The 26,237-nt window shown below is 41.4% G+C and carries 17 protein-coding genes and 1 pseudogene; 7 read left to right on the forward strand and 11 right to left on the reverse strand.

The window, feature by feature from the left end:
• Window positions 1–197: 197 nt before the first annotated feature.
• The 4 genes from AB0756_RS03305 to AB0756_RS03320 form a co-directional block, all read right to left on the reverse strand.
• Window positions 198–1,130 carry a hypothetical protein gene (locus AB0756_RS03305; protein ID WP_038078314.1) on the reverse strand — a complete coding sequence of 311 codons (933 nt, stop codon included), beginning with the start codon at window positions 1,128–1,130 and terminating at the stop codon, window positions 198–200.
• A 226-nt stretch (window positions 1,131–1,356) separates the two neighbouring features.
• A complete protein-coding gene (locus tag AB0756_RS03310) occupies window positions 1,357–1,932 on the reverse strand; it encodes a hypothetical protein (protein ID WP_038078311.1) in 576 nt (191 codons plus the stop codon).
• A 286-nt stretch (window positions 1,933–2,218) separates the two neighbouring features.
• The gene (locus AB0756_RS03315; RefSeq protein WP_050046513.1) at window positions 2,219–2,656 is read right to left on the reverse strand and encodes a type II toxin-antitoxin system PemK/MazF family toxin; all 438 of its coding nucleotides are present in this window, start codon (window positions 2,654–2,656) and stop codon (window positions 2,219–2,221) included.
• Window positions 2,653–2,895, reverse strand: a complete 243-nt coding sequence (locus tag AB0756_RS03320) for an AbrB/MazE/SpoVT family DNA-binding domain-containing protein (RefSeq protein WP_038078305.1) — start codon at window positions 2,893–2,895, stop codon at window positions 2,653–2,655. The genes AB0756_RS03315 and AB0756_RS03320 overlap by 4 nt, the downstream gene beginning before the upstream one ends.
• A gap of 658 nt (window positions 2,896–3,553) precedes the next feature.
• Between AB0756_RS03320 and AB0756_RS03325 the strand changes: the two are divergent.
• From AB0756_RS03325 to AB0756_RS03340, 4 genes and pseudogenes are all read left to right on the forward strand, one after another.
• Window positions 3,554–4,573: pseudogene (locus tag AB0756_RS03325) on the forward strand (TIGR03985 family CRISPR-associated protein).
• Between the two features lie 4 nt (window positions 4,574–4,577).
• Window positions 4,578–5,147 carry an HD domain-containing protein gene (locus AB0756_RS03330; RefSeq protein ID WP_038078366.1) on the forward strand — a complete coding sequence of 190 codons (570 nt, stop codon included), beginning with the start codon at window positions 4,578–4,580 and terminating at the stop codon, window positions 5,145–5,147.
• 41 nt (window positions 5,148–5,188) lie between these two features.
• On the forward strand, window positions 5,189–5,839 hold the full coding sequence (locus AB0756_RS03335; protein ID WP_038078302.1) for an HD domain-containing protein: 651 nt from the start codon (window positions 5,189–5,191) through the stop codon (window positions 5,837–5,839).
• A 353-nt stretch (window positions 5,840–6,192) separates the two neighbouring features.
• Window positions 6,193–10,383 (forward strand): two-partner secretion domain-containing protein, encoded by a 4,191-nt coding sequence (locus AB0756_RS03340; protein WP_050046515.1) that lies wholly within the window; start codon window positions 6,193–6,195, stop codon window positions 10,381–10,383.
• Between the two features lie 9 nt (window positions 10,384–10,392).
• Here the strand turns inward: AB0756_RS03340 and AB0756_RS03345 are convergent, their stop codons facing one another.
• From AB0756_RS03345 to AB0756_RS03370, 6 genes are all read right to left on the reverse strand, one after another.
• Window positions 10,393–13,212: a GAF domain-containing protein gene (locus AB0756_RS03345; protein WP_038078296.1), complete on the reverse strand. Its 2,820-nt coding sequence runs from the start codon at window positions 13,210–13,212 to the stop codon at window positions 10,393–10,395.
• Window positions 13,213–13,342: 130 nt separating this feature from the next.
• Window positions 13,343–13,543, reverse strand: a complete 201-nt coding sequence (locus tag AB0756_RS03350; RefSeq protein WP_038078292.1) for a hypothetical protein — start codon at window positions 13,541–13,543, stop codon at window positions 13,343–13,345.
• A 656-nt stretch (window positions 13,544–14,199) separates the two neighbouring features.
• Window positions 14,200–14,529 (reverse strand): hypothetical protein, encoded by a 330-nt coding sequence (locus AB0756_RS03355; protein WP_050046516.1) that lies wholly within the window; start codon window positions 14,527–14,529, stop codon window positions 14,200–14,202.
• A gap of 341 nt (window positions 14,530–14,870) precedes the next feature.
• Window positions 14,871–17,483, reverse strand: coding sequence for an EAL domain-containing protein (locus tag AB0756_RS03360; RefSeq protein ID WP_050046883.1), 2,613 nt, complete (start codon window positions 17,481–17,483; stop codon window positions 14,871–14,873).
• 928 nt (window positions 17,484–18,411) lie between these two features.
• Window positions 18,412–20,619, reverse strand: a complete 2,208-nt coding sequence (locus AB0756_RS03365; protein WP_038078284.1) for an ATP-binding protein — start codon at window positions 20,617–20,619, stop codon at window positions 18,412–18,414.
• Window positions 20,620–20,710: 91 nt separating this feature from the next.
• On the reverse strand, window positions 20,711–21,334 hold the full coding sequence (locus tag AB0756_RS03370) for a TetR/AcrR family transcriptional regulator (RefSeq protein WP_038078282.1): 624 nt from the start codon (window positions 21,332–21,334) through the stop codon (window positions 20,711–20,713).
• A gap of 485 nt (window positions 21,335–21,819) precedes the next feature.
• On the opposite strand from AB0756_RS03370, the gene AB0756_RS03375 reads away from it, so the two are divergent.
• The 3 genes from AB0756_RS03375 to AB0756_RS03385 all read left to right on the forward strand — a co-directional run bounded on the left by AB0756_RS03375 (window position 21,820) and on the right by AB0756_RS03385 (window position 25,255).
• Window positions 21,820–23,235 carry an HlyD family efflux transporter periplasmic adaptor subunit gene (locus tag AB0756_RS03375; RefSeq protein ID WP_038078280.1) on the forward strand — a complete coding sequence of 472 codons (1,416 nt, stop codon included), beginning with the start codon at window positions 21,820–21,822 and terminating at the stop codon, window positions 23,233–23,235.
• An 83-nt stretch (window positions 23,236–23,318) separates the two neighbouring features.
• Complete coding sequence (gene devC / locus AB0756_RS03380) at window positions 23,319–24,515, forward strand: ABC transporter permease DevC (protein WP_038078277.1); 1,197 nt, start codon at window positions 23,319–23,321, stop codon at window positions 24,513–24,515.
• A gap of 50 nt (window positions 24,516–24,565) precedes the next feature.
• The gene (locus tag AB0756_RS03385; protein ID WP_038078475.1) at window positions 24,566–25,255 is read left to right on the forward strand and encodes a DevA family ABC transporter ATP-binding protein; all 690 of its coding nucleotides are present in this window, start codon (window positions 24,566–24,568) and stop codon (window positions 25,253–25,255) included.
• A 262-nt stretch (window positions 25,256–25,517) separates the two neighbouring features.
• On the opposite strand, the gene AB0756_RS03390 is transcribed toward AB0756_RS03385, so the two are convergent.
• Window positions 25,518–26,195: a sugar transferase gene (locus tag AB0756_RS03390; RefSeq protein ID WP_038078478.1), complete on the reverse strand. Its 678-nt coding sequence runs from the start codon at window positions 26,193–26,195 to the stop codon at window positions 25,518–25,520.
• Between the last annotated feature and the right edge of the window lie 42 nt (window positions 26,196–26,237).

Below are 26,237 nucleotides of genomic sequence, written 5' to 3' on the forward strand. Positions count from 1 at the left end.
ATTGATTGCAAATGTTACTAATGTCGAGTTTCACAAAGCCTCAATCTAATATACATTTAACTGAATTAACAAGTATAGAAAATTGAAAAATCTATAGAAAAGATTATCCTCATCGTCAATTATTACAGATTAGTATTAATGAATTGAGTCCTCAAAGCAGGAATAAATTCCTTACTATGAACTAGATTACGATAATTCTAGTAACCTTGATTCTTAAACGCACTATAAGCAATAATGATGGACAAGTAAATATTTGAAGTTTCTTGTTTAGTTAAATGACTCGAAGCCAATGTAAAAGAGGAAATAAAATAATTATCCTTAGTTAACACCTCTCCCGCTTTTTTTAGATAAGCTTGAAACTGTAAATCATTTCTTAAATTCACACCAATGGGATTAAGTCTGGAGTTATCTAAAGCCGATACTCCGCTAACTGTTAACCGATTACAAGCTTGATATTTTTGTTGAAACGAAACATATTTTTGACAAATATTATTAGAAATTTGGGCTAAAACTTGCCGATTTAAAATCTTTTTTTGTGCATTTGCAGGAGGCAAATTAAGAGAAGGCAAATTAGGAGGAGGCAAAGCCACTGTTGAGGAGTTAGATCTTGATGACGCTCTTAAGTTCCCCGGATTCCTTGCTGCTTGTGATGTTTCAAGCATTCGATTACGCGAATTGTGAGTAATGTCAATGCCAAAATCAAGATACGCATATGCACCAATTGCTCCCAAGAGAATAGTCTCTATCACATTATCTCTAAATACCTCTCGTGCATATTTAATACTCTCAATAACGGAAGCATCCCTTTCAAGAATAGGAGAAGCTCCGTTGATAAAAACTGTCAAATCTCTATCTGATTGTAAATTCAAACCTGTCGGACGATATTTAGCTGCCCTAAGAGCTGCAACAACTTTGTGAACAATTTCTGAACAGCGAATACCCATAATCTTAATATGTGTGGGACGATCGCGCAAAAATGCAGGAGCATTCTTATGACAATAATCGGCTGCATTAAGAGCAGCATCGCCTACTGAGGTAATTCGCGATTGCGCTCTTACTTGAGAAGGAAGAAAAGTGGCGGATGTTACTAAAATTGGAGCTAAAACCAAACCAATTCTACTTAATTTCATAGTTCTTTTTTGTTTAAAGATACTCATGTTGTCATGGAAAAATATCAGTTATGGGGAAAGGGTGAGATGGAAAAGCTATTAGCCTCACTCCCTTACCACTCGTTTTACTCCCTTTCCGGTGTAAGATTACCAATGTAATTTCTTCACAAGGTGCTCCGGTTCTCCCGTGCTCCCGAGATCCCAAACGGTAATCTTCGGGTGGGAAAGGAGTAGTTATTTTCCCGATCTAATTGCCGTAGAATTTTCCTCCTGGACCTGTTCCGTAAAAGGGGTCAATTGGTGCAACAGGTGCAGGAGCAGGCTGGTACCCTGACGGGTTGTTATAGCGATCTTCTACAATCCATGTGTCTTGGTTAGCATTGGAACTTGGTGCTGTGCCTGAATTCTCATATATCATTCCGCCTCCAAATATTGTTAAGAGCAATTTTGCTGCTGCTTCTTGTCTGGCTCGTTTCTGAGCAAGATATGCTCTTTGTTGGTCTGGAGTAAGACTTTCAAAGTATTTTCGTTCTTGTTCGCGTCTTGCTGCGGCGGCAGCCTGTCTGGCTCTTGCAGCTTGTTGTGCGCGATAACGACGTTGTTGGAACCATTGTTCTCTATCGGCTAGCTGTGCTACTCGTTTTTGCTGGCGGTCTACTGTATTAATGACTTGGGTGAAGGAGTTACCTTCTTGGATTGTTTTTGTTGTACTGGGTAAAGATTGGCCTGCTGAGAGACTGACTAACTGATTAGCAGCTAAACATGGAGAAACGCTGGAGAGTGAAAATAAAGCCAGACTTGACAACCCAACAATGAATTTCATAAGAATATATGCTGATAGTGGTAGTTTTCGTGACTGGGATAATTGAAGGTTGCAAGTATAATTGCAGAATAAACACTGATAGTGCTAGACATTCTGACTTATCTTTGCAATTTCATTTCCTATCCTTCACAATCCATTTACGTTTCAGACTTATCCCATGCTGCAAACACTGAAAAAATTTTTTCGGGGCTGATATACCTGCGGTCTTCTACCCTCGTACTTCTGCCTTCTGAAAAAACTCAGGGATTTGAGCCAATTCATGCTGAATCCGCCTCTTGTACCCCCTTTATAAAATTAAAGTTTCTATTCTTGCTTGTACTTCTTCAATTAAATCCTGTTCCACTTTCTCTACAAACAACACTTTTCTGGCTTTCCAATCTAAAGATTTTACTTGGTCAGTTAAAATGACCCCTTTAGTTTTCATACCATCCATCAGCGCTACCTCAAAACTCAGCCCTTTCTTTTGAGAAGTGATGGGACAAACCAAAACCATAGAAGACATTTTGTTGTATTTAAAGGGAGACAATACTAAAACAGGGCGATAGCCTTGCTGCTCGAGCCCTTGACGTTCTAGGTCAGAATTCAGTGTCTTGGCAATTCCTTCAAAAGACATACCAGCATTTTTCAACGTAAATGCTCGTTTGATTAAATCTGCCGTAATTTCGACTAATCCGAATTCTAATTTAACGATATCACCACGCTCTGGAATATATGGACTGCTCACCAAGCCTCATTCCCCGCAGCGCTTCCTGTATCAATTTCAGGATGAAATTTATCTGGTGTCATGCCTTCTAGAAGTTGGTCAAGTGTATATTTTTTTCTCTTTTGAGGTGTAATCACAATGCTATCACCTGAAATACTGATACTTACAGGAGTACCTTCCTCAACTTGTATTTGGTCGGCTACTGCTTTGGGAATGCGAATGGCTAAGCTATTTCCCCATCTAGATATGACTGTGCTCATAGAATGCCTTAAAATTGTTTTCCTCAAAAAATTACAGATCTAAATGCAAACTTCATATAAATAGATTTTTGCAATTAACTCTCTTATAGTATATACATTGTAGATATATTTCCATGGACTTTAATGCTTAATTCGTGCCTTACAAGGTCTTCCCTGGTGGAACCACCGGATCGAGGTCAACGATCGCAGGTGCTCTTGTGGAGAGCAACGTCATGTGGTGAATCGAGAAAAAGCAGACAAGTCTTCTACCGTTCCTTGGAAAACTCTGCTTCCAATTGGCTTTATCCTAAGGAAAGTTACACCTACAGGAATTTGGCTAGTGTCCGAACAAGTTTTTCAAGATCCTCCCTATGTAGAATTATTACAGTGGTTGGCACGAGGTTCGCTCAAACAAAATCTGTCGCGTGCAATTCGCTTGTGGGTGTGGTTGCGATCGCTATACGGAAACAGCCAAAAGCGCTTGGTTTTAAATGACTCTTTCACTTATGCAGAATGGCGGGATGCATTCTTCAGTTGCACGCACCCTAAAGGAGATATTATCCCTAAACCCCATGACTCTCTTTGCCCTTGTTTCAAAACAACAACCGAGTGGTTGTTTGGCGAACAAACCAGCATGAGTGCTCGCCAGTGGAAGGAATTGATGCTTGCTCACACGGGTATGGATTTGTCTTATCTGGAACAGCAGCTACAACAGCGCTTATTTGGTGTCACCCGTCGTTCTCTCCAGGGCGATCTGCAAACTCTCGCCGAACTTGGTTGGCTGCAATACAAAGCCCAAAAATACCATCGCGTGCGGGAATTTCCACCACGTCCTGTAGGTTCTCAAGATGAATTCACATCCAGCCAACTGAGTGCTTATGAATTAAACTTTCTACAGGAAGATTTGGTAGCGATCGCAGAAACCCACGCCCAAAAAATCAACGGCGTGCAACGCCTTTTCCTGCAACTTGATTATGTGATTCCCCGCAGTACCATTGACATAGTAGAGGATTGGCAATACAAGTTAAGACAGCTTTGGGCACAAACTCCGGTACCACCCGTTAAACTCAGTTACAAAAGTGCTAGGGTAGGGAACACTGTAGATTGCATCGTTTACCCAGTCTGCATCTACTACGTCCAGAGAGCAGTCTATTTATGTGCTTGCGGTCAAAGCCCCGAAAGAAAAACGGATTGGTACAATTTTCGCCTCGATCGCATTCATAAAATGACCGCCTTAAAATGGACAAACTCAGCCATTCCCTCAAATTGACAGCAGTGCTATCAACAAGCATCTTTACCCAACCCAGATTACATTGCCTTAGAAATGTCCAAAGCATGGGGTTTCGATTTCTATTTACCCTCCCAAATGATGCTGTTGAGATTTGACCGCAATTTTCACGACCGCTATATTCACAATACCTTCCGACACGAAACTTTTGAGGCAATTAGCTACAAGCAAGCCCAGAATCTGATACAGCAAAAGACAAAGCAACCAGAACAACAGACATTGCTCAAAATTCTAGAAAATCGTTCCGATAAAGATGCGTACTATCGCCTCTACTACCGACACGGCGATAACAATGTCAGTATGCGAATCCGAGCATGGCGACCAAAAGCTGAAGTCATCATGCCTTGGGAATTGCGAAAAAATATAGCTGATGATGTTGCTACAGAATTTAACCTTTACCACAATCTATAAAACCATGAAATTAACAGAACGATTTGAATCAGCATTAATCTTTGCAACTCGTCTCCATGTCAATCAAACCCGTAAAGTGGGTGGTACTCCTTATATTGCTCATTTACTCAGTGTAACGGCATTGGTACTCGAGGCAGGAGGAAGCGAAGATGAAGCGATCGCAGCTTTGCTACACGATAGTATAGAAGACCAAGGTGGAAAACCCATGCGCGAGCAAATTCTCCAGAGTTTTGGCGCAACAGTTGTAGAAATTATTGATGGCTGTACGGAGTGGGATACACCACCCAAACCCCCATGGCAAGAGAGAAAAAATCGGTATCTAGAAAAACTCCGCCATGCTTCGCCTTCTGTCAAACTAGTCTCAATCGCTGATAAACTACACAATGCGAGATCCTTACTGGCAGATTGGCAAAAATTTGGAGATGCAATCTGGACTGAATTCAATGGCGGTAAAGAAAAAACTTTGTGGTTCTACCAATCCTTGGTACAGGTGTATAGAGAAACAGGTTCTAACTCGATGATAGAAGAACTCGAACGAGTGGTTCAACAACTCTCCACGCAAAGCTCCATCTAATTTTTCAAGATTGTTTGTTGATTTAAAAATTAAGGCAAATTATGAATTTTAATGACACTCTCAATAAATTATTTAATAAGTGGCAGCATTTACTTGTGTCTTTTCAAGTTAATTCCGATGTCGCTCATGTGACATTTACTCAAATAACCGCAGCTTACTCTAGCCCCAATCGCTACTATCATACTTTAGAACACGTAGAATATGTTCTCAATATATTAGAAAATCTTCCAGTCACAACTCAAGATTTGGCAAGCATTCAACTTGCTGCTTGGTTTCATGACTCGGTTTATGATGCTCAAGCAAATGATAATGAAGAAAGAAGTGCGGAATATGCAAGTGATTTGCTTACTTCTTTGGGTGTTTCCTCAAAGATTATTGCTACCGTAAGCCGTCTCATTTTGAGTACTAAATCCCATCAAGCTGCACCAAATGATTTTGATTGTCAGATTCTTCTAGATGCAGATTTAGCAATATTAGGCAGTTCTCCTATCGAATACAGTCATTATGCTGCGGCAATTCAGCAAGAATATGCGTGGTTGCCAGAAGCAGAATATTTTGCAGGAAGAAAGCGGGTTTTGCAGGGATTTTTGCAACGCGATCGCATTTACTATACCGAATCAATGTTTCAAGCTTTTGAATTATCCGCTCGTCATAACATTGTTAAAGAAATACAACAAATGAATAAGGCTTAGAGGATGTTTTAAAAGTAGTGGCTGAGGTATCCAAAACTTTAGATCCCCCCTAGCCCCCCTTAAAAAGGGGGGAAAATACTCTTAAAGTCGTAGATCTTGATACAATGATAGACTTTACAAACATCCTCTTATACAACTTCCACAGTATTTGGAGAATTTCACGCGTTGCAGATTTCCCAACTACCTAGTGATTGAGGAATTAGACATCCGTTTTATAAATTGTATAGAAATGAGATTTAAAACTTTAAATATGATTTACTGAAATTGGGGGTCAGGGAAAACAACGAATGTTGATGCCTACTTCTCGTGTACTCAGTTCGCGGCAACTATTTAATCATTGGGGGAGAATTTAGGTGCTAAACATTTGTTGTCACTCTTTAAAAAAGTTAGCGATCGCAATAGGTCTTATATCTATTTCTAGTACAAATTGTGCTTTTGCTCAAATTATCCCCGATTCCACATTACCCAATAATTCTCGCGTCACGATAGTTGATAATACTAGCCTTATTGAAGGTGGAACAACTGCAGGCAGTAACTTATTCCACAGCTTTGAAGCCTTTTCTGTCCCGACTGGTAGTATAGTCCAGTTTAATAATGCGTCAGAGATCCAGAATATTATCAGTCGCGTGACGGGTCAGTCAGTCTCAAATATTGATGGATTAATCCGCGCTCGCGGTCATGCAAATCTGTTTCTCCTGAATCCCAACGGCATTATTTTTGGTCGCAATGCCGAGCTCAATATTGGTGGTTCCTTTCTTGCAACCACAGCTTATGGCTTAATGTTTGCCGATGGTAGTTTCTTTAGTACCAACTCCGCCGGGTCGTCTCCTTTACTAACGATTAGCGTTCCTATCGGTTTACAACTTGCTAGCAATCAAGCAAGTATCACAAATAATGCTAGCAACTTAACAGTTAATACAGGGCAAAATTTGACTTTAATAGCTAGCAATGTAACCCACAATGGAAAAATATCTGCGCCTGGAGGACAGGTGACGGTGGCAGCTGCATCAAATATCCAGGCTGGGTTGGGACAAGCCGGAGAAATTCTGAGCTTGAAAGACCAACAGATAGGTAGTGACTCTCAAGAGAGTACTGCGATCGTCGTCGGTAAAATTGATGCTTCTAATACTGAGGTCGGACAAATTGGAGGCAAAGTCCAAGTTGTAGGTACGAAAGTTGCACTATTTGACAACTCTCACATAGATGTATCTGGAGATGCAGGTGGGGGTCAGGTGCTAGTGGGAGGTGACTATCTGGGTTTGGGGAGCCTTCCCCAAGCGAGTGCTACATATATCAGCCCTCAAGCCTCTATTAAGGCAGATGCTTTAATGAGAGGAAATGGGGGTCAAGTGACTGTTTGGGGCAAAGACTCAACCCGTGTCTATGGCAGTCTGAGTGCAAGAGGAGGAAAGTATGGCGGTAATGGCGGTTTAATAGAAACATCAGGTTATCATTTTCTTGATGTTGCTGGCATTCGTGTTGATGCGAGTGCTCTTAACGGCGCAGGCGGTACTTGGTTGCTAGATCCGCATGATGTCACTCTCAACTACTCTGGTACAACTACTGGTGGTTCTTTCAGTGATGGTAACCCTCAAATTTTTACGCCCAATGGTGATGGTGCAGTTATATTTATCCCGGATATTCAAGCACAACTTAATGCCGGAACAAATGTGACCATCGCGACTGGTACTACAGGGACTCAATCAGGCAATATTAAAGCAGAGGGCTTTGGCATCACCAAGACAACTTCAGGTACGGCAACTTTAACTTTGCAAGCTGCTAACGATATTTCCTTGAAAGCTTTCCGTATTGCAGCCGATAATGGTCGTCTTAACTTAGTCCTGCAAGCAGATAGTGATGCTTCTGGTTTTGGAAATATTAGCCTGAGTCAAGGTTTCATGGAGACTGGAGGTGGTGCTTTTACAGCAACAGCAGCAGGTTCTATCTCAATGGAAAGTTTTGCGATCGCTAGCAACAATAGGAGTGCGATCGCATCTGAACCCATTTCGATTTTTGCTTCTTCCATTTCAACTCAGAACGCTGGTATTATCAGCAATACTTTTGGCGATGGCGATGCAGCATTGCTCTCCATTAATTCTAATTCATTCATTTTAACAGGGGGAGGAATTAACAGTAACTCCTTTGGTAATGGGAATGCTAAAGATATTGATATTAACGTTAATTCTCTTTTCCTAAAGGCAGGAGCGATCTCCAGTAAGACCTTTGGAAAAGGTAATGCAGGTGGAGTCAAAATCAATGCCAATTCGATTGATTTAGAACAAGCAAACCTCAGCAGTAGAAGCTACGGAGATGGCAATGCAGGAGCATTAACAATGAATTCTAAATCAATTTCATTGTTAGATAAAGTGGGAATTTTCTCAACGGCTCAGGGGGACATCGATAGCAAAGGAAATGCTGGGATAATAACCATCACCACCGATCGGCTTTTCATGAGAAATAGTGGCTTGAATAGCGGGACAATAGGAGAGGGGAACGGCGGACAAATTTTCATTAAAACAGGCTCATTGCGGATGGAAAATAGTGGAATGGGCAACGATACGGGAATTGATAGAGATAATGACGGTAAAGTTATAAATAACAGGGGTGATGCCGGACGCCTTCAAATTTTTGCAGATGATTTTACCTTAGAAAACAGTTCTATTACCAGCGATACTGGGGGTCAGGGAAAAGCAGGGGAAATTATCTTAAAGGTTACCAATTCTCTGGCACTCAAGAATAACAGTAACATCACAACAAATACATTAGCGAACAGTACGGGTAATGCTGGAAGTATTGATGTTACAACTAAGTCATTGTTGTTGGAAAATGACTTACCCTATTTCAAAGATGATATCGTAACGGGTTTCGGCAGCTTAACGCGTGCTAAAGGTAATGCCGGACAAATCACGATCGATGCTGATTCTGTAGCAATCAGAAACAATTCGGGAATGGGCATTGATACAGAAGGAGAAGGACAAGCAGGTCAGCTCAACTTAACTGCTAACTCATTAGAAATGATAAATGCAGGCATCGGCAGTGATACCAAAGGAATAGGTAATGCTGGGGAAATAAACATTAATATTGTCGGTAACGCTTTTCTAAATGGGGCTGGTATTAACACGGAAACTTCTGGCTCCGGGCAAGCAGGACGCATCAATCTCAAAGCAGGCTCTTTAATTTTGAACAATGGTAGCAATATTAATAGCAGGACAACAGGGGAAGGAAATGCAGGAGTCATTAATATTGAAACAGGTTCATTTGTTATGGATAACAGTTCCATCGTGAGCGATACTGGTGCGCTCCGCGAAGAACCTTTACAGCCTATCAAAAACACGGGAAATGCCGGACGTATTAACATTACTGCAGATACTATTTCTTTGAACAATAGTGCCCGAATTAGTAGCGAAGCTGCAGGCACTGGGAATGCAGGAGAAATTAATATTGATGTGAATACGGCTTTGCTGAAAAATAGTACTATTGCGACTGCTACATCGGGTAGTGGCAAAGGTGGAGAAATTTTCTTCAGCGCAAATTCACTCGTGTTGGACAACAGCAGACTTAGCAGTGAAACTACAGGGAGTGGTGTAGGTGGTAGTTTGACTCTACTTCTTCAAGAAGCGCTAACGGCTCGCGATCGCTCGAGTATCTCTGTCTCTTCAACTTCCACAAGTCTTAACAATGCAGAATTAGGTGGAGCAGGTAGCATAAATGTGCAAGCTAATTCTATTTCTTTAGATAACCAAAGTTCTATTAAAAGTGAAGCCGGATCGGTAGATGGTGGTAACATCAACCTAACATTGCAAAAATTATTACTTCTACGTCGTAACAGTCAAATCTCAGCAAGTGCGGGGACTGCGCTCAAGGGTGGCAATGGTGGTAACATCAATATCAATGTTCGTAATGGCTTTATAGTTGCTCTCCCATTTGAAAATAGCGATATCACTGCCAACGCTTATCAAGGGCTCGGAGGAGTTGTCGATATTAAAGCAGCCAGCATATTTGGACTGTCACCCTTGAGTCGAGATCTGCTCTCAAAGCTTTTGGCAACAACGAATCCTGCTCTACTCGATCCTGGAAGATTGCGAACAAGTGACATTACTGCTATTTCCCAGACGAATCCTTCCTTAAATGGTGTTGTAGCTGTCAACACGCCGGATACAGATCCTTATGGGGAGCTAGTACCATTACCTGTCAATTTAGTTGATGCTTCACAACTCATTAGCACGGGGTGCAATCCTGAAGGAACCCATACAACGAGCTCGTTTATTTCTACAGGGCGTGGAGGAATATCCACTAGCCCCACAGACCCTCTTCTCAGTGATGCGCTACTTGCAGATTGGATTTCTCCTTCTAAAAATATTTCTCAATCAGAAGCAGAGGGAGAAAATATTTCCCTATCTTCCCCATCTCCTTCTACTCCAATTGTGGAAGCTCAGAATTGGGTGGTTGATAAAAGGGGCGTTATTGAATTAGTTGCCATTGCACCCAGTATTAACCTTCATCGTTCTCCATTTCACTCTACACTTTGTGTTGATAAAAGATAATTTCTAAGTTCAGAGTGAATAAGATTGCTTAAGTGGAATTTCAATCCAGAACTCGGTACCTTTGCCCGGTTCTGAAACACATTTTAAGGCTCCACCGTGTTTTTGTACAACAATCAGGTAACTCATTGATAGTTCCATACCTATGCTCTGTTCCAACAATTGAGTCGTACAAGCCGGATCGAAAATTGAGCTTTTGATGTCTTGTGTCATTCCTGAATCATTGTAAGCAATGCGAACGATCGCGTGAGAGCTATCTGATGACATTCCAGTAGAAATTTGGATGCGATAGGGTGAAGTAGAATTTGAATTTTCTTGCTCTCCCCATTTTTCTATTGCTGCTAATCTCCCAGAGGAGACTTCCAGTTCCCCTGTAGGTAACCTCTTGTCGTGTCTCGTTTCCTTTATCTGGTTTGTTAAAGCATCAATAGCATAGCTTATGAGATTGATAAATACCTGGTTTATTTGTGCGGCGTAGCATTCTACCATTGGCAAATTGCCGTAGTTTTTAATAACTTCAATACCAGGAGTTTTTATCTTTAATTGCAGACGGTGTTGCAAAATTGACAAAACCCGCTCAATAGCTTTATTGATGTCAACAGGTTTGATGGGAACGCGTTCCAGAGAAGAAAAATTTTGTAACGACTGGACTGTCGAGCGGACGCGATCGACCTGTACTTTTATCGATGACATGATTCTAGGTAAATTTTCTGCGATTGAGTCCAAATTCAGTACTTCTGCTTGATGAGTAATTTCACTATCTGGATAGGGATTGTACAATTGATAGAGATGCAAAAGTTCTAAGAGATTTTGGGTGTATTCACTGGCTTGAGACAGTTGAGTGGATATAAAGTTAACGGAATTGTTGATTTCTTGTGTTGCACCTAGCGATAATAACCCAAAACTGGATATTTTTTGACTTTGAATGAGTTTTGCTTGTGTTTGTTGTATCTCATGAAGAAGTTGCACCATCTTTTCAGCTTGCGATCTTGCTGTAGATTCTGCCGCACGGCTCCTTTCGTATAACTGTGCTTGTTGAATAGCAACGGCGGCGGCGTCTGCTAGCTGTTGGAGCAAATCAATTTCTGCATCTTCCCAATTTCGGGGCGCATAACACTGATGGGCAATCAATAACCCCCATAATTGCGTACCAATGTTAATCGGTACAATTACGTTGGCTTTTATCTGAAGACTGTGTAAAAACTCTCGATGGCAGGTATCCAAACTCGCTACTGCGGTGTTGTTGATTGCCCGTACCCTTCCCCGAAAATAAAGACGTGCGTATTCATCGGGAAAGCATTCTTGTGGCATTTTGTGGCCTAAAACTGAGGACCAGTTTTTATCTACATCTTCGACAATGACCTCACCCCCTCCCTCGCTTAAGAGCTTGTAAACTAACACGCGATCCGTTTTGAGCAGTCTTCTCACTTCCTCAACGATGGTTTGTAAAGTGATGTTGTAGTCGAGATTGCTACGCATTTGCTCCGTCACTTGCTTGATTAGCAAAGTCTGCTCTAATGACTTTTGCAACTCGGCTGTGCGCTCTTGTACCTGGTGTTCTTGCTTGGCATTCAGGGTTTGCACTTGCTGGTACATTTGCTGCTGCTGAATGGCTATGGAAAATTGAGTGGCTAGAGCTTGTCCGAGTGCAATGTCTTCGGGTTTCCACTCAGGGGGTTGTTCTTTTTTGCGTTCCAACCAAGTCTCAAAAGAAATCTGGGGTAGCTGATTCCGGGCTTCGCCCCCGCGCCATCCTCCCCACAAGATTTTTGTTTCCAATTCAGAGCGAAAAATACTTAAAATACCGATATAGCGTCCGTCGTAATTTAAAGGAATTGCCAAAACTCCTCTAATGTGAGTGCTTTGGAAAGCAGGAGCTAAAACACGCCAATAGGGTTCTTGATGGAGGTCTCCAACTTGAATGATGTTATCTTTTTGACATTGAGCGATCCAATCTTGAAACGATCTATGTTCCTCAAGAATAGTGTTTTCTAGTGCTTCAATTCTTAGGGGCTGTTCGCCTGTGGCGTATACTTCAGAACTTTTCTCTAAGTACAATCTTCCTCCTACCCCACCAAAGGCATCTGTGGTTGCTTCTAAGGCTGCTTGTAATTGATTTGTATCTGTGGAGGGTGGATGTAGTAGGGAGATAATTTTGTTAACTATTGCTTCTCGCTGTTGCTGCTCGCGAATTACGTTCTGTAAGTGGTTTTGAGCGATCGCCATTGATACAACATCGACAACTCTCTGTACTACCTGAACTTCTTGATGCAAAACCGTTCGCGGTTTGCTATGATGCGATACCAACAATCCCCACAGTTGAGGTTTTGCGGATGGCTCTGTGAGGGAGTAATGTAAAATCGGCACTACTAACGATGACTGTACACCCATTGCCTTCAAATATTCAATATGGCAGGGGTCTACCTCTCGATAGTAGATATTCTCACTTCCTAAAGATTTGCCAGTTTCTGGGCTTGCTAGTTGTGATAAACCAATAATTCCAGAAGCCACATCTACAATAGAACGCTGTCGCGCCCACAAAAACATATTTCGCACCCCTTGTGGGATATCCTCTGTAGGAAAGTGCAACCCCAATAGAGATGGCAATCGCTGCTCGTGTATGGATTCGGCAATGACTTCTCCGCTTTCATCGCTATCAAACCGATACACCATCACTCGCTCCATAGCCAGAAATGAACGCACTTCATCAGCCGCCACAGCTAAGATATCTTCGAGTTCTCGTGCTTGTCTGATCCGGGTTGTTATTCTGTGCAGCAAATTTTCTGCGTCAAATGTTTGCTCCCAACAATTTAGCTTCTCTGTTAATTCCATTGCTGATACTTTTTCTTTTGAGAGGAGAAAATTGGAGATGCAAAAATCACTAATCACTTAAGTTGTGGGTGTAGCTAATCGTACTACTACAACTAGCAATTTATGTCCTTAACCTATAGTTAGATTTTTTTTAACCTGATTCTTTGGTTATTTTACCTAATTTAAAAATTTTAATTAAAAAAATATCAAGACCATTTGTAAAAAAATTATAAAGCTGTTTCAAGATTCTGTTTGTTTTATTGCTTATTAAGATGATTTCAATAACCAAACCTTTAACATGATTCTTGTTTGCATGTTGAGTTCGCTCGCTAGGGGTTGCTGTAAAAGTCATACAAAAGTAACTACTCATTCAAGATGTTATTGCGATCGCAAAGCGCAAGCTGTACTCAGCTTATTGCCGAACAAATAAAAAAGGAGTAGGGTATTGCTCCCACTCCAGGTTAGTCCAAAAATTGTCTTGCGAAACTCGGTTTGGAAATGAATAACATTTTTCTTGAACTTTATTTTATTCTACCAGTACCTTCCCTATCGCAGACTCAATGTATGGTTAATGCAGGCACTACTATAGACCTGAAACCCTTACTAAATAAGAAAAGCGATGCCTGTGTAGCCCCTAGAAGAAAAACTTGTCAGGTGCGAGCGAGCATTGTTTTTCATGCGGTCATCAAAAAAAGCTTTTTTAGAAAATTTTAACGTGTTAGGTACAGTAGTATTGTTAAGATTCTTGTTCATCCCGACATCCCAATTTGAAAAAATATCGAGCGATGTTCGCAATCGCGACTGTACAAACAAAGTCCACCTATATGGACCTAATTTCAAGTCATGGGTCGTTGCATTCAAAGATATCACTTGTTGATGGGACAAGGGAGACTGGGGGACAAGGAAGACAGGGGAGAAAGTACAATGTATGAACGCAAGGTAGTATGACGTCACGGCTTCGCGTATGTCCTGTAAAGACGCGGCGCAAAGGAGTCGCGTGTGTATGGCTTATTTTTCAGATCCATACCACTCCATTTCTATTTCTGCTGAATAATTGTAATTGTCACAATAATGTGTCACTTTAGTAACTCTAAAATTCTGATTTCTCCAAACCAGAAATTCACCCACTACAGGAATTCTGGATAATCGAATTGTTTTAACTTGTACGGATTCCAAAACTGAGTCAGATTCTAATAAGTTTTGAGGAATGCCATAGGGAAGGACACGAATTTTATTCACGATCCACATACCGCCCCAAAAGTAGACAAAATCTTGAATTGTTGTGTACTTTTCAAGCGGGATAGAGAAAACTTTCAAAATCATACTAAGATTAAGCATTACAAGATTCTCCCCTAAGGTCAGCTAATATTCCTCTCTCCTGATAGATGATATTTGCTTTTTTTTTCAATTGTTTGGCAATTAGCATACAGGAGCACCTGTTTGAACGATCGCGCTTGGGTCGCCTTACTTGGCGTTCTGTCAGTTTTGGGGTCATAAACAATCTGCTTGCAGTCGGCAATGTAAGTATGATTATTTAGGGTTCCCAAATTTCATGCCCCAATACCATAGGTGAAAATCAGAAAAATATGTCCATCCCAATCAACAGTGGACTTAAAAGGCAGAATATTTAAGTATTTATACGCAGTTTAAGATACGTTATAACGGCATTGGTTGTCGCTTTAAAAACCAGGTTCTGTTGCAAGCAAGATGCCTGCGTCTTCTGCGTTCAAGGGCTTTGAAAACAAGTACCCTTGTGCAAAAGCACACTGCAACAGCTTAAGTTGTGTCCACTGCTCCATTGTTTCTACTCCTTCAGCAACCACACTTAACCCTAAATGAGAACCTAGAGTCACAATTGCGCGAACGATCGCCAATCGTTCGCGATCGCTATCAATTTGATTGATAAAGGAGCGGTCAATCTTCAAAACATCAATGGGAAAACGGTGTAAATACGCAAGGGATGAGTAACCCGTCCCAAAATCATCAATGCACAATTCTATTCCAAAAGCTTTCAATTGTTTAAGCACCGCAGCTGCGGTTTCAGGGCTTGCCATAATTGTACTTTCGGTGATTTCCAGCTTTAAGCTGCTAGGAGCAAGGTTAGTGTCTTCTAAAATTTGGCCGATTTGTTTAACAACATTGGGTTGGGAAAATTGTTTGGCAGAAAGGTTAACATTCATACTTAAGGACTCAAGAGCAGGAAATTGTTTCTGCCATTGCCTCAACTGGTGACAAGCTTCACGAAGGACCCATTGACCAATTGAGACAATCAGCCCCGTTTCTTCTGCTATGGGAATAAACTTGTCTGGCGAAATCATTCCCTGTTGGGGATGTTGCCAGCGAACCAGGGCTTCAAATCCTGTAATAGCTCCTGTGGAAACTGAGACAATTGGTTGGTAGTAAACGCGTAACTCTTGCCTTTCTATTGCCCAGCGCAATTGCGTCTCCAATTGCAAAAGTGCGACGGCTTGTTCGTACATTACGGTATCAAATACTACATGACCGCTTTTCCCTTGCTCTTTGGCATGGTACAGAGCGGTGTCAGCATCTCGCAGCACATTCGCAGGTTCGTCATACCGATTTGTACCTACAGCAATGCCAATGCTGGCACTTGTAAACACTTCAGATCCATTTAAGTTGAAGGGGGACTTTAGCACCTGATGAATGCGTTCCGCAACAAGAGTGGTATCTTCAATAGTTTGAATATGAGAAAGCAGGATAGTAAACTCATCTCCCCCCAAACGAGCAACAGTATCGTTCTGTCTCAAACAGCTTTGCAAACGTTGGGCGATGGCAATGAGAAGTTGGTCGCCTACTGCATGCCCCAAACTATCATTCACAACCTTAAAACGGTCGAGATCTAAAAACAGAACAGCAAATAAATTTTCTGGGTGATTTTTGACTTGTGCGATCGCTTGTCCGAGCCTTTCCATAAATAACACTCTGTTAGGCAATCCCGTGAGAGCGTCATAAAAAGCTTGGTAGACTAGCTTTTCCTCCATGTGCTTGCGTTCTGTAATATTAGTAACCATTCCCAAGGCACCAGCATAATTTTTCTGTTCGTCAAACAAAGGAGCACAAGAAACAATCGCCCATAAAGGAGAACCATCTTTACATTGGAATTTAAAATCGTGCATTTCGTGAATGCCTTGGTGACAGCGTTCTAAGTTAGCGTTCGTTATTGCCACTCCTTCTTCATCCATAAAGGAGAACAATGTTTTGCCAAGCATTTCTTCCGTTGTGTAGCCCAACATATTAGCCATTTGTTGGTTCACAAAAGTGGTTTGGTTGTCTTGATTGAGTAACCAAATTCCTTCAGCTGCTGTTTCTACAATTGAACGGTATTGTTCTTCCCGTTGTCGTAACGCAAGAAGAGCCTCCTGTTGTTGAGTCATATCAGTTTGAACGCCAATAAAGTGAGTTAAAAATCCAAGAGAATCAAATACGGGAGCTATATAAAGTTCGTTCCAAAACAGAGTGCCATCTTTGCGATAATTGCGTAAAGTTACGTGACAATCTCTTTGTTCTAGAATGGCATTACGCAGTTCGTTAAGGGCTGGCTGATCGCGTTCGCTTCCTTGTAAAAAACGGCAGTTCTTTCCGAGAATTTCACTAGCAGGGTAACCCGTTATTTCCTCAAACGCTGGATTGACATAAATGATGGGATTATCTGCTTGAAGGGCATCAGTTAAAACAATTCCGTTGCTGCTAGCGGCGATCGCGCGTTCCATCAAATGCAAGCGATCTTCAGATTGTTTGCGCTCAATTGCAAGTGCCAAGACATTGGCGACAGTCTGAAGGAAATAGCTATCATCGTTAGTGAATACCCTTTCTTGAGTCGCATACGCTCCTAGAATGCCAAAAGCTTTTCCTTGAGTTGCGATCGTAACGCTAATACCGCTGACAACTCGATGATTGTGCAGTAGTGGAGAACCATCAAATCGGGTTTCTACGCGCAAATCATTTACAATTACTGGTTTTGAAGTTAGCAGAGTATGACCCAATAGAGAACTTGGTTGAGTCCCCGACATGGCCGATCCTACTAACCCTTGATGCCAACCCACTCCTGCTTGTAGCAGTAAAATATGACCTCCAGGCAAAAGTTCTAAAATTCCGCCCAGTTTTACGTCTAGAACTTGAGCAACCAAACGAACAGTTTCGTCCATCAACACTGATAAATCGGTGTTAGCCAACGCCCTCTGTCCTAATTCCGCTACCGCTCTTTGTTGTCTTTCACGAATTTTGAGTTCTGTCTCTACCTGTCGCCATTTTGTTGTGTCTGAGAATTCCATAGCATTTGTCAATAAAGCATCCCTCTGCTGTATTTTCAATTGCTCGGTTTCATCCGTAAAAGTTAACAATGCGACTCGCTTACCTTCGTAGTTAACAGATTTAGCTGAAATGCCAGCTTCAAAAGAAGTTCCATTCGCTTTTTTGAGTTGTGCTGTCTGTAATGTTAAAGTTTTGCCTCTGTATAGTTGTTTAACCAAATCAAACCATAAAGCAGGTTGAGTACAAAAGCTAGTAGTAATTTTATCGAGTGTTTTGCCTGACTCCACTCCAAAAAAAGGTTCTATAAGCTGATTTTTCAATAGAATCTGACCGCTTTTTAAGCAGACGACCATAATAGGAAAAGGGCTAAGTTCTACCAAAGAATTAAGTAGTTCTTGCAAGCCTGTCTTTGACTGCTGACAAATTTTTAATTCCATTTGTAGCCCGTGATGGGTTTTCTGACACCCAGAACTACATTCTGTAGCTAGCTGTTGTGCCAACAGTTTGTTTGCCCTGTTTAGCCTATGCTGATTTGTGTATGCGTAGCGACGAGTCGAAACCATTGCCAGAGTTATATAAATCAAAGGTAACCGAAAGCAATACATTCAACCTTAATTGGCAAGCTTCGACAACCTACTTCACAGCACTCTCACACGAGTAGAAAAAGAATACGTAATTTTGCTGCTTTTTTGTATAATTGATTTTTATTTCCAATTTTAATTAAGCAATATCACTGAAAGGCGAAAACTCTAGCAATTTATGAAAAACGGCTAGAAACAAAATAAGTGTTTTGAATAGACTTTTCTATCTGGATTAGCGCTTTCATGTCGATTGCCAAAGCTATTTCTTAAGGTCTTCTTAACTCTACTCCAGTTACCAAGCAATGTTACGTTTTTTACAAAAAATTCACATCAAATTCTTGTTTCTTAACTTTGTACTCGGTAGTTACTAAAGATGTAAGGGTTTGTACTCCTGAATAGTCAGTGGAGATTTTAAAGGTAATAGAACAATAAATTCAGTTCCTGTGCCAAAACTAGAAAAACATTCCAATCTCCCACCATGTTTTTCAGTGATAATGTGATAACTGATTGCCATACCCATCCCCGTACCTTTACCGACAGGTTTAGTTGTGAAAAAAGGATCGAAGACTTGGTTTTTGACGATTTGAGACATTCCTATGCCATTGTCAGCAATGGCAATTTCTACCCACTGCGAATCTCTAATTGAGGTACGGACAGTAATGTAACTGGGATTTTTCTCTCTCTCCTCATATGTGCGTTTGGCATTAACCTCATCTAACGCATCTATCGCATTTACGAGAATATTCATGAAAACTTGATTCAGTTGTGCGGGATAACATTCTACCTGCGGTAAATTACCATAATTGCGAATGACTTGAATTCCCAGACGTTCTGATTTGTCTTTCAGGCGGTGTTGCAGAATCAACAGCGTACTTTCAATTCCCTCATGAATATCCACTGCTTTCCAATCAGCCTCATCCACCCGCGAAAAGTTTCGTAGCGACAACACGATATTGCGAATCCTATCAGTTCCAGTTTTCATGGAAGTAAGAATTTTTTGTAAATCCTCCATTAGAAACTCTAAATCGATTTCTTCAGCCAGAGCTTGAATCTCTGGATCGTTGCTGAGAGGGTGTTGCTGGTAAAGATGCAATATCCTCAATAAATCTTGAGTGTATTCGTGGAGATAAGTAATATTACCGTGGATAAAGCTGACTGGATTGTTAATTTCATGAGCGACACCCGCAACTAGTTGACCGAGACTAGCCATTTTTTCATTTTGCATGACTTGTGCTTGGGTACGTTGCAACTCACTTAAAGTAGTTTTGAGTTCAGCAGCACGGTCTTCTAATTGGACATTGCTTTTTTCTAACGCACTAAAAGATTGCCGGAGTTGACCTACCATGTCATTAAAGGAATGAGCGAGACTGTTCAGTTCTTGGATACTGCTGATTTCTACTGTTTGGTCTAAATTACCAGATGCCATTGCCTGACTTGCTTTATTAAGTCGTACAATAGGGCGTGTAATCCAATGAGAAGTCAGAAGACCCATAAGTGTTGCCACTACCAATGCAGCCATACAAAGCAAAATGCTAGTCTGGGTATTGGCGTTGACTTGCGTCATAAAAGCTTGTTCTGGGATGCTAACCACCACCAGCCAATCTAGCCCGTGTCGATCGCGCCAAGGAGTAACGTGTACAAAATATTGTTCTCCAAGCCAATGAAATGCCAGTTTTTTAGATTCCGTAATAGACTCAAACGCATTGAAGGTTTGCTGAATTTGTTGAGCAACTTCTTTAACCATTGGATCTGGGCTGTCGATCGCCTTCAATCTTAGAATTTTGTCTTTGAACTTGGTAAAGGGCTGCTGTACGCTAGAGTTGGCAATCATCATTCCGTTGCGCTCTACAATAAAAACCTGTCCGGAGTGACCGATATCCAAACGCCGTAAAAAATCGCTTAACTTTAATAAATGAATATCAGCCGCAGCCATCCCCAACAGTTGATTCTCCCTGTTATAGATCGGGCGACTCATTGAGGCAACAATGAAAGGATAATTGGGATAGTTCGCTGTGATAAATGGTGACCAAATGGGTCTACCTGCTTTTATGGGTTCCGTGTACCAGGGTTCTTTGAAGTTATTCCAATCCAATACATTAACCACCTTAGTACGATTTCCCCGGTTATCTGTAGCATAGATATACCAATTTTTTGGAGGTTTGGGACCCCAATCATCAATTACGAGGTTTTTGCCATCATAACGACCGGCACCAACTCCCTCTCCTGTCTTTAGCCCAATACCGATGTAACTCAAGTCATAAGCTTGGATCTGTTTCCAGAAATACTTTCCCGCAGTTTTGCGATCGCGTACATTGAGCAATCCCAATTCGATTGCATCAGAGTTTATCTGTAGGACTTTAGTCGGGACGGATAAATAAGAATTTAAATGTTGATCTACGATACTGCTGGTTCTTTCCATCAACCGGTCTGCGAGGTCATTGACCGCTTTTTGTCCATTCTTAAAAGACAAATACCCAACTAAACCTACTGCTCCAAATATTTGCAAGACAAATGGAACAATCAGAACAAACTGTAATGAGAATGCTTTTACGGTGCTGGAGTGACTCCTCTGCATTAGGCGGGTTGACCAAAGTAAGATAGGGGGAACTTTTGCGTACACCCATAGTATTCCCACAGAAGATTTACAAATGAACAATAATCCCAAGCTAAATTTCCGCAACTGGCTTCAAAATCAAATCTATTAACGCGTCAATAAATCGTTCGCTCTCCATGGGAATAATATTCTTACCGTGCATGGTCTCTTGAATCATGACAAATTGGCTCAATGAACCCACAAGAAGCATTGCTGTTGCTTCCGTATCGGCTATCTTCAGTTCTGGATAGGTTGCTAGATATTGACTGACTGTATCGATCGCAGGCTTTATCAAACTACCAACACAAAACTGAGCCAATTCGGGAAAACGCCCGGACTCTCCTATCAAGACTCGATAAAACGCACGGTACTCTTCGTCATCACGCATCTCATTCAATGCTTTTAATGCCAATCGACGCAGGGCTACTTTAGGATTTCCTTTTAACGGTGTTGTTCCAAAAACCGAATGAAATCGTTCTTGCGCTAGTTTTTCTATCAGTGCTTTAAATAAGCCTTGTTTATCTTGAAAGTGACTGTAAACCGTTGCCTTGGAAACACCCGCGCACGACGCTACTCTATCCATACTGGTTCCGGCATAGCCGTGGGAGAGAAACTCCTGCATCGCACCTTGCAAAATCTGTTCGACCTTATCTGCTGAATTATCCCGTTCAACTTCAGTTATTCTTGCTTTTACCATTTTTTACAGTCCTGGTGTGAGAATAGGAATTAGGGTCTCGAAAGTCGGGACGCAATGCATTGCACCCGCGCCCGTACAGAGAGTAAGAGGATAATTTTCACTACCTCATTACGAGCAATTGTCCGTAAATTTTTGGGTTCACATATTACTAAATTTGGATTTTTGCAACACATCTTAGGATAGAAATTATAAAAAAGCAACACTCGCTACTTATTATATCTATGTATTTTTTGTCACTAATAAAAAATAGAAAAATGCTACCTAAGATATATGGTTTCTACACCTGCTCTTGGATACGCTTCTTCTATGCTATATCTCGCAAAAGTTGGTTCTTTTGAGTTGTGTTGGAAAGCACAACCACCATAGGAGATTAGACTTTGGTGAGTATAAATAAAAACTGGTAGAAGCAAAACTCAATTTATTAGTTTAGTTAAGATATATTATAAGACTAAACGGTTTAGTTTTTACCTGATGGAAACATAACTATGCTGGAACACTCGTCCAAGTTTGAGGGTTCATCTCCTTTAAAGCCTTTTTTGCGTCCGCCTGCTCTTCTGGTGCTCTTAGCAACTTTTATAGCAGGAGGCTTAAGTCTTTATACAGTACAAAAATTTCAGAGCAATGCTGCGGCGAGCCAACAGCAACCGACGATTGTTCCAGAGATTAAAACAGTAACAGCATTGGGACGATTGGAGCCTAAAGGAGAGGTGGTAAAACTGTCTGCACCGGTATCAGCTGAAGGAAGTCGGGTAGAACAACTCCTAGTTCGAGAAGGAACTATGGTACAACAAGGGCAGTTAATCGCTATTTTAGATAATCGCGATCGCCTTGCGGCAGCATTATCAGAAGCACAAGAACAGGTGCGAGTGGCACAAGCAAATCTAGCCCAGGTAAAAGCAGGTGCCAAACAGGGCGAAATAAATGCACAAAAAGCGACTGTCGCCCGCATACAAGTAGAAAGAGAGACAGAAATAGAAGCACAAAAAGCGACTGTTGCTCGCTTACAGGCAGAGAAAGATACAGCAATTGAGGCACAAAAAGCTACCGTCGCCCGCCTCGAAGCAGAAAAAGAAACAGAAATAGAAGCACAAAAAGCCACAATTGCTCAGTTTCAAGCACAAGTGGACAATAGCCAAGCAGAATACCAACGCTATAAAAAATTGTACGAGCAGGGAGCGATCGCTATATCTTTACTAGATAACAAGCGCTTAACTCTAGCAACTGCACAGCAACAACAGGCACAAGCAAAAGCCAACCTCAAACGCATAGAAGCATCGCGAAACCAACAACTTACAGAAGCTAGAGCTAACCTCAAACGTATAGAAGCTACTGGAGAACAACAACTCGCAGAAGCCAGAGCAAACCTCAAGCGTATTGAAACATCGCGAGACCAGCAAATTAAAGAAAGCAGCTCGACGTTAGATAGAATTGCCGAAGTGCGTGCTGTGGATGTGGCAACAGCTCAAGCTGAAGTCAATCGAGCCATAGCAGCCGTGAAAAAAGCCGAAGCAAATCTCAGACAAGCTTTTGTGCGATCGCCTCAAGAAGGTCAAGTCTTAAAGATTTACAGCCGTCCTGGAGAAGTCGTATCTGATGAAGGCATTGCAGACATGGGGCAAACCAGCCAGATGTATGCAGTAGCAGAAGTTTATCAGAGCGATATCAAGAAAGTGCGAACGGGTCAGAGAGTACGCTTAACAAGCGAGTCTATGCCTGATGAATTACAAGGAGTCGTGGAGCGAGTTGGTTGGCAAGTCCAGAGGCAAAACGTCGTTAACAGCGATCCTACAAGCAACATCGATGCAAGAGTCGTGGAAGTCCACGTTCGGCTCGATGTTTCATCGAGCCGGAAAGCAGCACAATTCTCTAATTTGCAAATTACAGCAACGATCGCTCTGTAATTCATGAGTTGTTAGTCCTTAGTAGTTGCTAGAGGCGCAATGCCTTGCGGCTGTAAAGTAGTTAGTAAGTGGGTGATCGTATTATGATTGGGTTCATTGTTCAAGAAATAGGGCGACGAACGCCTTTGGGATGGCTGCAACTCACCCATCAAAAAGGGCGTTTTTTGGTAGCACTTTCAGGTATTGCCTTTGCTGATGTTCTGATGTTTATGCAGTTGGGTTTTCAGACTGCACTATTTGATAGTAACACTCGATTGCATCGCAGCATGAATGCTGACATTTTTTTAGTTAGCCCTCAAGCACGAAACTTGGCATACCTGTCTACATTTCCCCGAAGGAGATTGTTACAAGCAAGAGATATACCGGGGGTCAAGTCAGCGGATGGAATGTATCTTGGTTTTATTGATTGGAAAAATCCCCAAACACGCAAGGAAACTGGTGTATTGATTATGGGGTTCAATCCGGATCGACCAGCCTTTGATTTACCGGAAGTCAACAGTCAAATAAACGCTATCAAGCTTCCAGATACCGTACTGTTTGACAGTGGTTCTAGAGGAGAGTATGAAAAAGTTTATGCCCAAGTCAGTCAAAACAAACCTGCTACCACTGAAATAGAACGACGAACAATTACGATTCGCGGTTTATTTAAAGTTGGAGCTTCCTTTATTGCAGATGGCAGTCTGATAACTAGCGATCAAAACTTTTTACGCATCTTTAGCAAGCAAGATGCAGGAAGCGTAAATTTAGGTCTAGTTCAGTTGCAACCGGACTATAAGGAACCAGAAAAAGTTAAGCAAGTAGCAAATGCGTTAAAAGTTCATCTTAAAGGCAGTCATGATATTCAAGTTTTCACAAAAGAAGAATTTGTTGAATTTGAAAAAGGTTATTGGCAACAAAATACACCTATTGGTTTTATCTTCAGTTTAGGTGTAGCGATGGGTTTTATAGTGGGAGTGATTATTGTCTATCAAGTTCTTTCCACTGACGTCAATGCCCATATGAAAGAATATGCCACTTTCAAAGCAATGGGATATCGCAATGCCTACTTACTAGGAGTCGTGTTTGAAGAAGCCATAATAATGGCAGTATTGGGTTTTTTACCAGGTATAACAGTATCTTTTGGTCTCTACACCCTGACAAGAAATGCAACTAACTTGCCACTATATATGACATTGGCACGCGCACTGCAAGTACAAATTTTAACTATCGTTATGTGTATGATTTCTGGTGCGATCGCCACTCGTAAAGTTCAATCTGCCGATCCTGCGGATATGTTTTAAGTGCTAATAGCCATTAGCCATTAGCCATTAGCCATTAGCCATTAGCCATTATGAAACCTGTTATCATTGTCCAAAATCTAGAACACTACTTTGGGAAAGGTCAACTCCGCAAACAAGTCCTCTTTGACATCAACTTAGAAATCTACGCTGGTGAAATTATCATTATGACGGGTCCCTCTGGTTCGGGGAAAACGACTCTTTTGACCTTAGTTGGTGGATTGCGATCCGCGCAATATGGAAGTTTGAAAGTGTTAGGAAGAGAACTTTGCGGTGCAAGTGCAGAACAATTGACACTAGCTCGACGCAGTAATGGTTATATTTTTCAAGCTCACAATTTACACAATAGCTTAACAGCAATACAAAATGTAAGGATGGGTTTGGAACTGCATAAGGGTCTTTCTCCAAATGAGATGTTAAAACATTCAGCTGAAATGCTGGAGTTGGTAGGGTTGGGAAATCGCCTCAATTACTACCCGGATGACTTGTCAGGAGGACAAAAACAACGGGTTGCGATCGCCCGAGCTCTTGTGAGTCGTCCTAAAATTGTTCTAGCAGATGAACCAACCGCCGCTCTTGACAGTAAGTCAGGTCGAGATGTGGTTAACTTAATGCATGAACTTGCAAAAGAGCAAGGTTGTACTATCCTTTTGGTAACTCACGATAACCGTATTTTGGATATTGCCGATCGCATTGTTCGTATGGAAGATGGTAAGTTAGCAAGTGCTGCTGTTGCGGGGTAAGAATTGGCAGATAGGGTTGCTGAAATTCTGGAATGGTAGTAGTAAATTATCATCCAAACAGTATCGAGCTATCTTGTTGACAAATGACTGATGACATAAATAAGAGGGTGCTATTCCATATTAGGAATCACCCCCATATTATTATGCATCGCTGACTTGGGTTTGCGTAATATTTAGTACTAATATCGCATATTTTACCAACCCTGTAAGTTGAGTGAGTATTAGCTACAAATTAATGATTAATCAATCATAGCTAGTTTCTCTAGAAAGCTCCAACTCGACCTATAAGGATGATAAATGTCCGGGTAATCAAAAGTAAATCGTACAACGGATACCACTTCTTTTGATATTGCAAGTCTAGATCCACAACTTGCTCAAAATCTTTGATGTGAGAGCGACCGTTGACTTGCCATTCACCAGTTAACCCAGGTTTTACATTTAACCGTTGCCAGTGGCGTTGATTGTATTGGGCTACCTCATCTGCTGTAGGGGGACGAGTACCTACCAAACTCATTTCGCCTACAAGAACATTCCAAAACTGTGGTAACTCATCCAAGCTCGTACTTCTTAAAAACCGTCCTACTTTTGTCACTCTAAAATCATTTTTATTTTTAAAAATGAGACCGTTGGCTTCATTTTTTACTATTGATTTCAATTGTTCGGCATTTGAAACCATGGAGCGGAATTTCCACAGGCGGAAGGAGCGTCCGTGAAGCCCGTAACGTTCTTGAGAAAAGAAGATTGGTCCGGGGCTATCTAGTTTAATTGCTATTGCCACGGGTAGGAATACAATTGCAAGAATCAGTAGTCCTACTAAACTTCCTAGGATATCTAAGAGACGTTTAAATTTGGAGTTGACAGAAGCATGAGGTTTTAGTTGCAAATCCCAAGTATTAGCAGCTGCACCTTCAATAACAGTTGTGTAAGATATCTGGTACATTGTCAAGCCAGTTGAGCGAAAAACGTAGAATCACGCAATATT

It is taken from the genome of Tolypothrix campylonemoides VB511288_2 (assembly GCF_045999855.1).
Taxonomy (GTDB): domain Bacteria; phylum Cyanobacteriota; class Cyanobacteriia; order Cyanobacteriales; family Nostocaceae; genus Scytonema; species Scytonema bouteillei_A.

What these genes read in the sequence shown, in the direction of transcription:
- AB0756_RS03355 (WP_050046516.1), bottom strand. Translation starts at nt 14,529, where the DNA reads ATGCTTAATCTTAGTATGATTTTGAAAGTTTTCTCTATCCCGCTTGAA.
- AB0756_RS03390 (WP_038078478.1), bottom strand. Translation starts at nt 26,195, where the DNA reads ATGTACCAGATATCTTACACAACTGTTATTGAAGGTGCAGCTGCTAAT.
- AB0756_RS03385 (WP_038078475.1), top strand. Translation starts at nt 24,566, where the DNA reads ATGAAACCTGTTATCATTGTCCAAAATCTAGAACACTACTTTGGGAAA.
- AB0756_RS03320 (WP_038078305.1), bottom strand. Translation starts at nt 2,895, where the DNA reads ATGAGCACAGTCATATCTAGATGGGGAAATAGCTTAGCCATTCGCATT.
- AB0756_RS03305 (WP_038078314.1), bottom strand. Translation starts at nt 1,130, where the DNA reads ATGAAATTAAGTAGAATTGGTTTGGTTTTAGCTCCAATTTTAGTAACA.
- AB0756_RS03360 (WP_050046883.1), bottom strand. Translation starts at nt 17,483, where the DNA reads ATGGAATTCTCAGACACAACAAAATGGCGACAGGTAGAGACAGAACTC.
- AB0756_RS03375 (WP_038078280.1), top strand. Translation starts at nt 21,820, where the DNA reads ATGCTGGAACACTCGTCCAAGTTTGAGGGTTCATCTCCTTTAAAGCCT.
- AB0756_RS03365 (WP_038078284.1), bottom strand. Translation starts at nt 20,619, where the DNA reads ATGCAGAGGAGTCACTCCAGCACCGTAAAAGCATTCTCATTACAGTTT.
- AB0756_RS03330 (WP_038078366.1), top strand. Translation starts at nt 4,578, where the DNA reads ATGAAATTAACAGAACGATTTGAATCAGCATTAATCTTTGCAACTCGT.
- devC (WP_038078277.1), top strand. Translation starts at nt 23,319, where the DNA reads ATGATTGGGTTCATTGTTCAAGAAATAGGGCGACGAACGCCTTTGGGA.
- AB0756_RS03310 (WP_038078311.1), bottom strand. Translation starts at nt 1,932, where the DNA reads ATGAAATTCATTGTTGGGTTGTCAAGTCTGGCTTTATTTTCACTCTCC.
- AB0756_RS03370 (WP_038078282.1), bottom strand. Translation starts at nt 21,334, where the DNA reads ATGGTAAAAGCAAGAATAACTGAAGTTGAACGGGATAATTCAGCAGAT.
- AB0756_RS03350 (WP_038078292.1), bottom strand. Translation starts at nt 13,543, where the DNA reads ATGACTTTTACAGCAACCCCTAGCGAGCGAACTCAACATGCAAACAAG.
- AB0756_RS03335 (WP_038078302.1), top strand. Translation starts at nt 5,189, where the DNA reads ATGAATTTTAATGACACTCTCAATAAATTATTTAATAAGTGGCAGCAT.
- AB0756_RS03345 (WP_038078296.1), bottom strand. Translation starts at nt 13,212, where the DNA reads ATGGAATTAACAGAGAAGCTAAATTGTTGGGAGCAAACATTTGACGCA.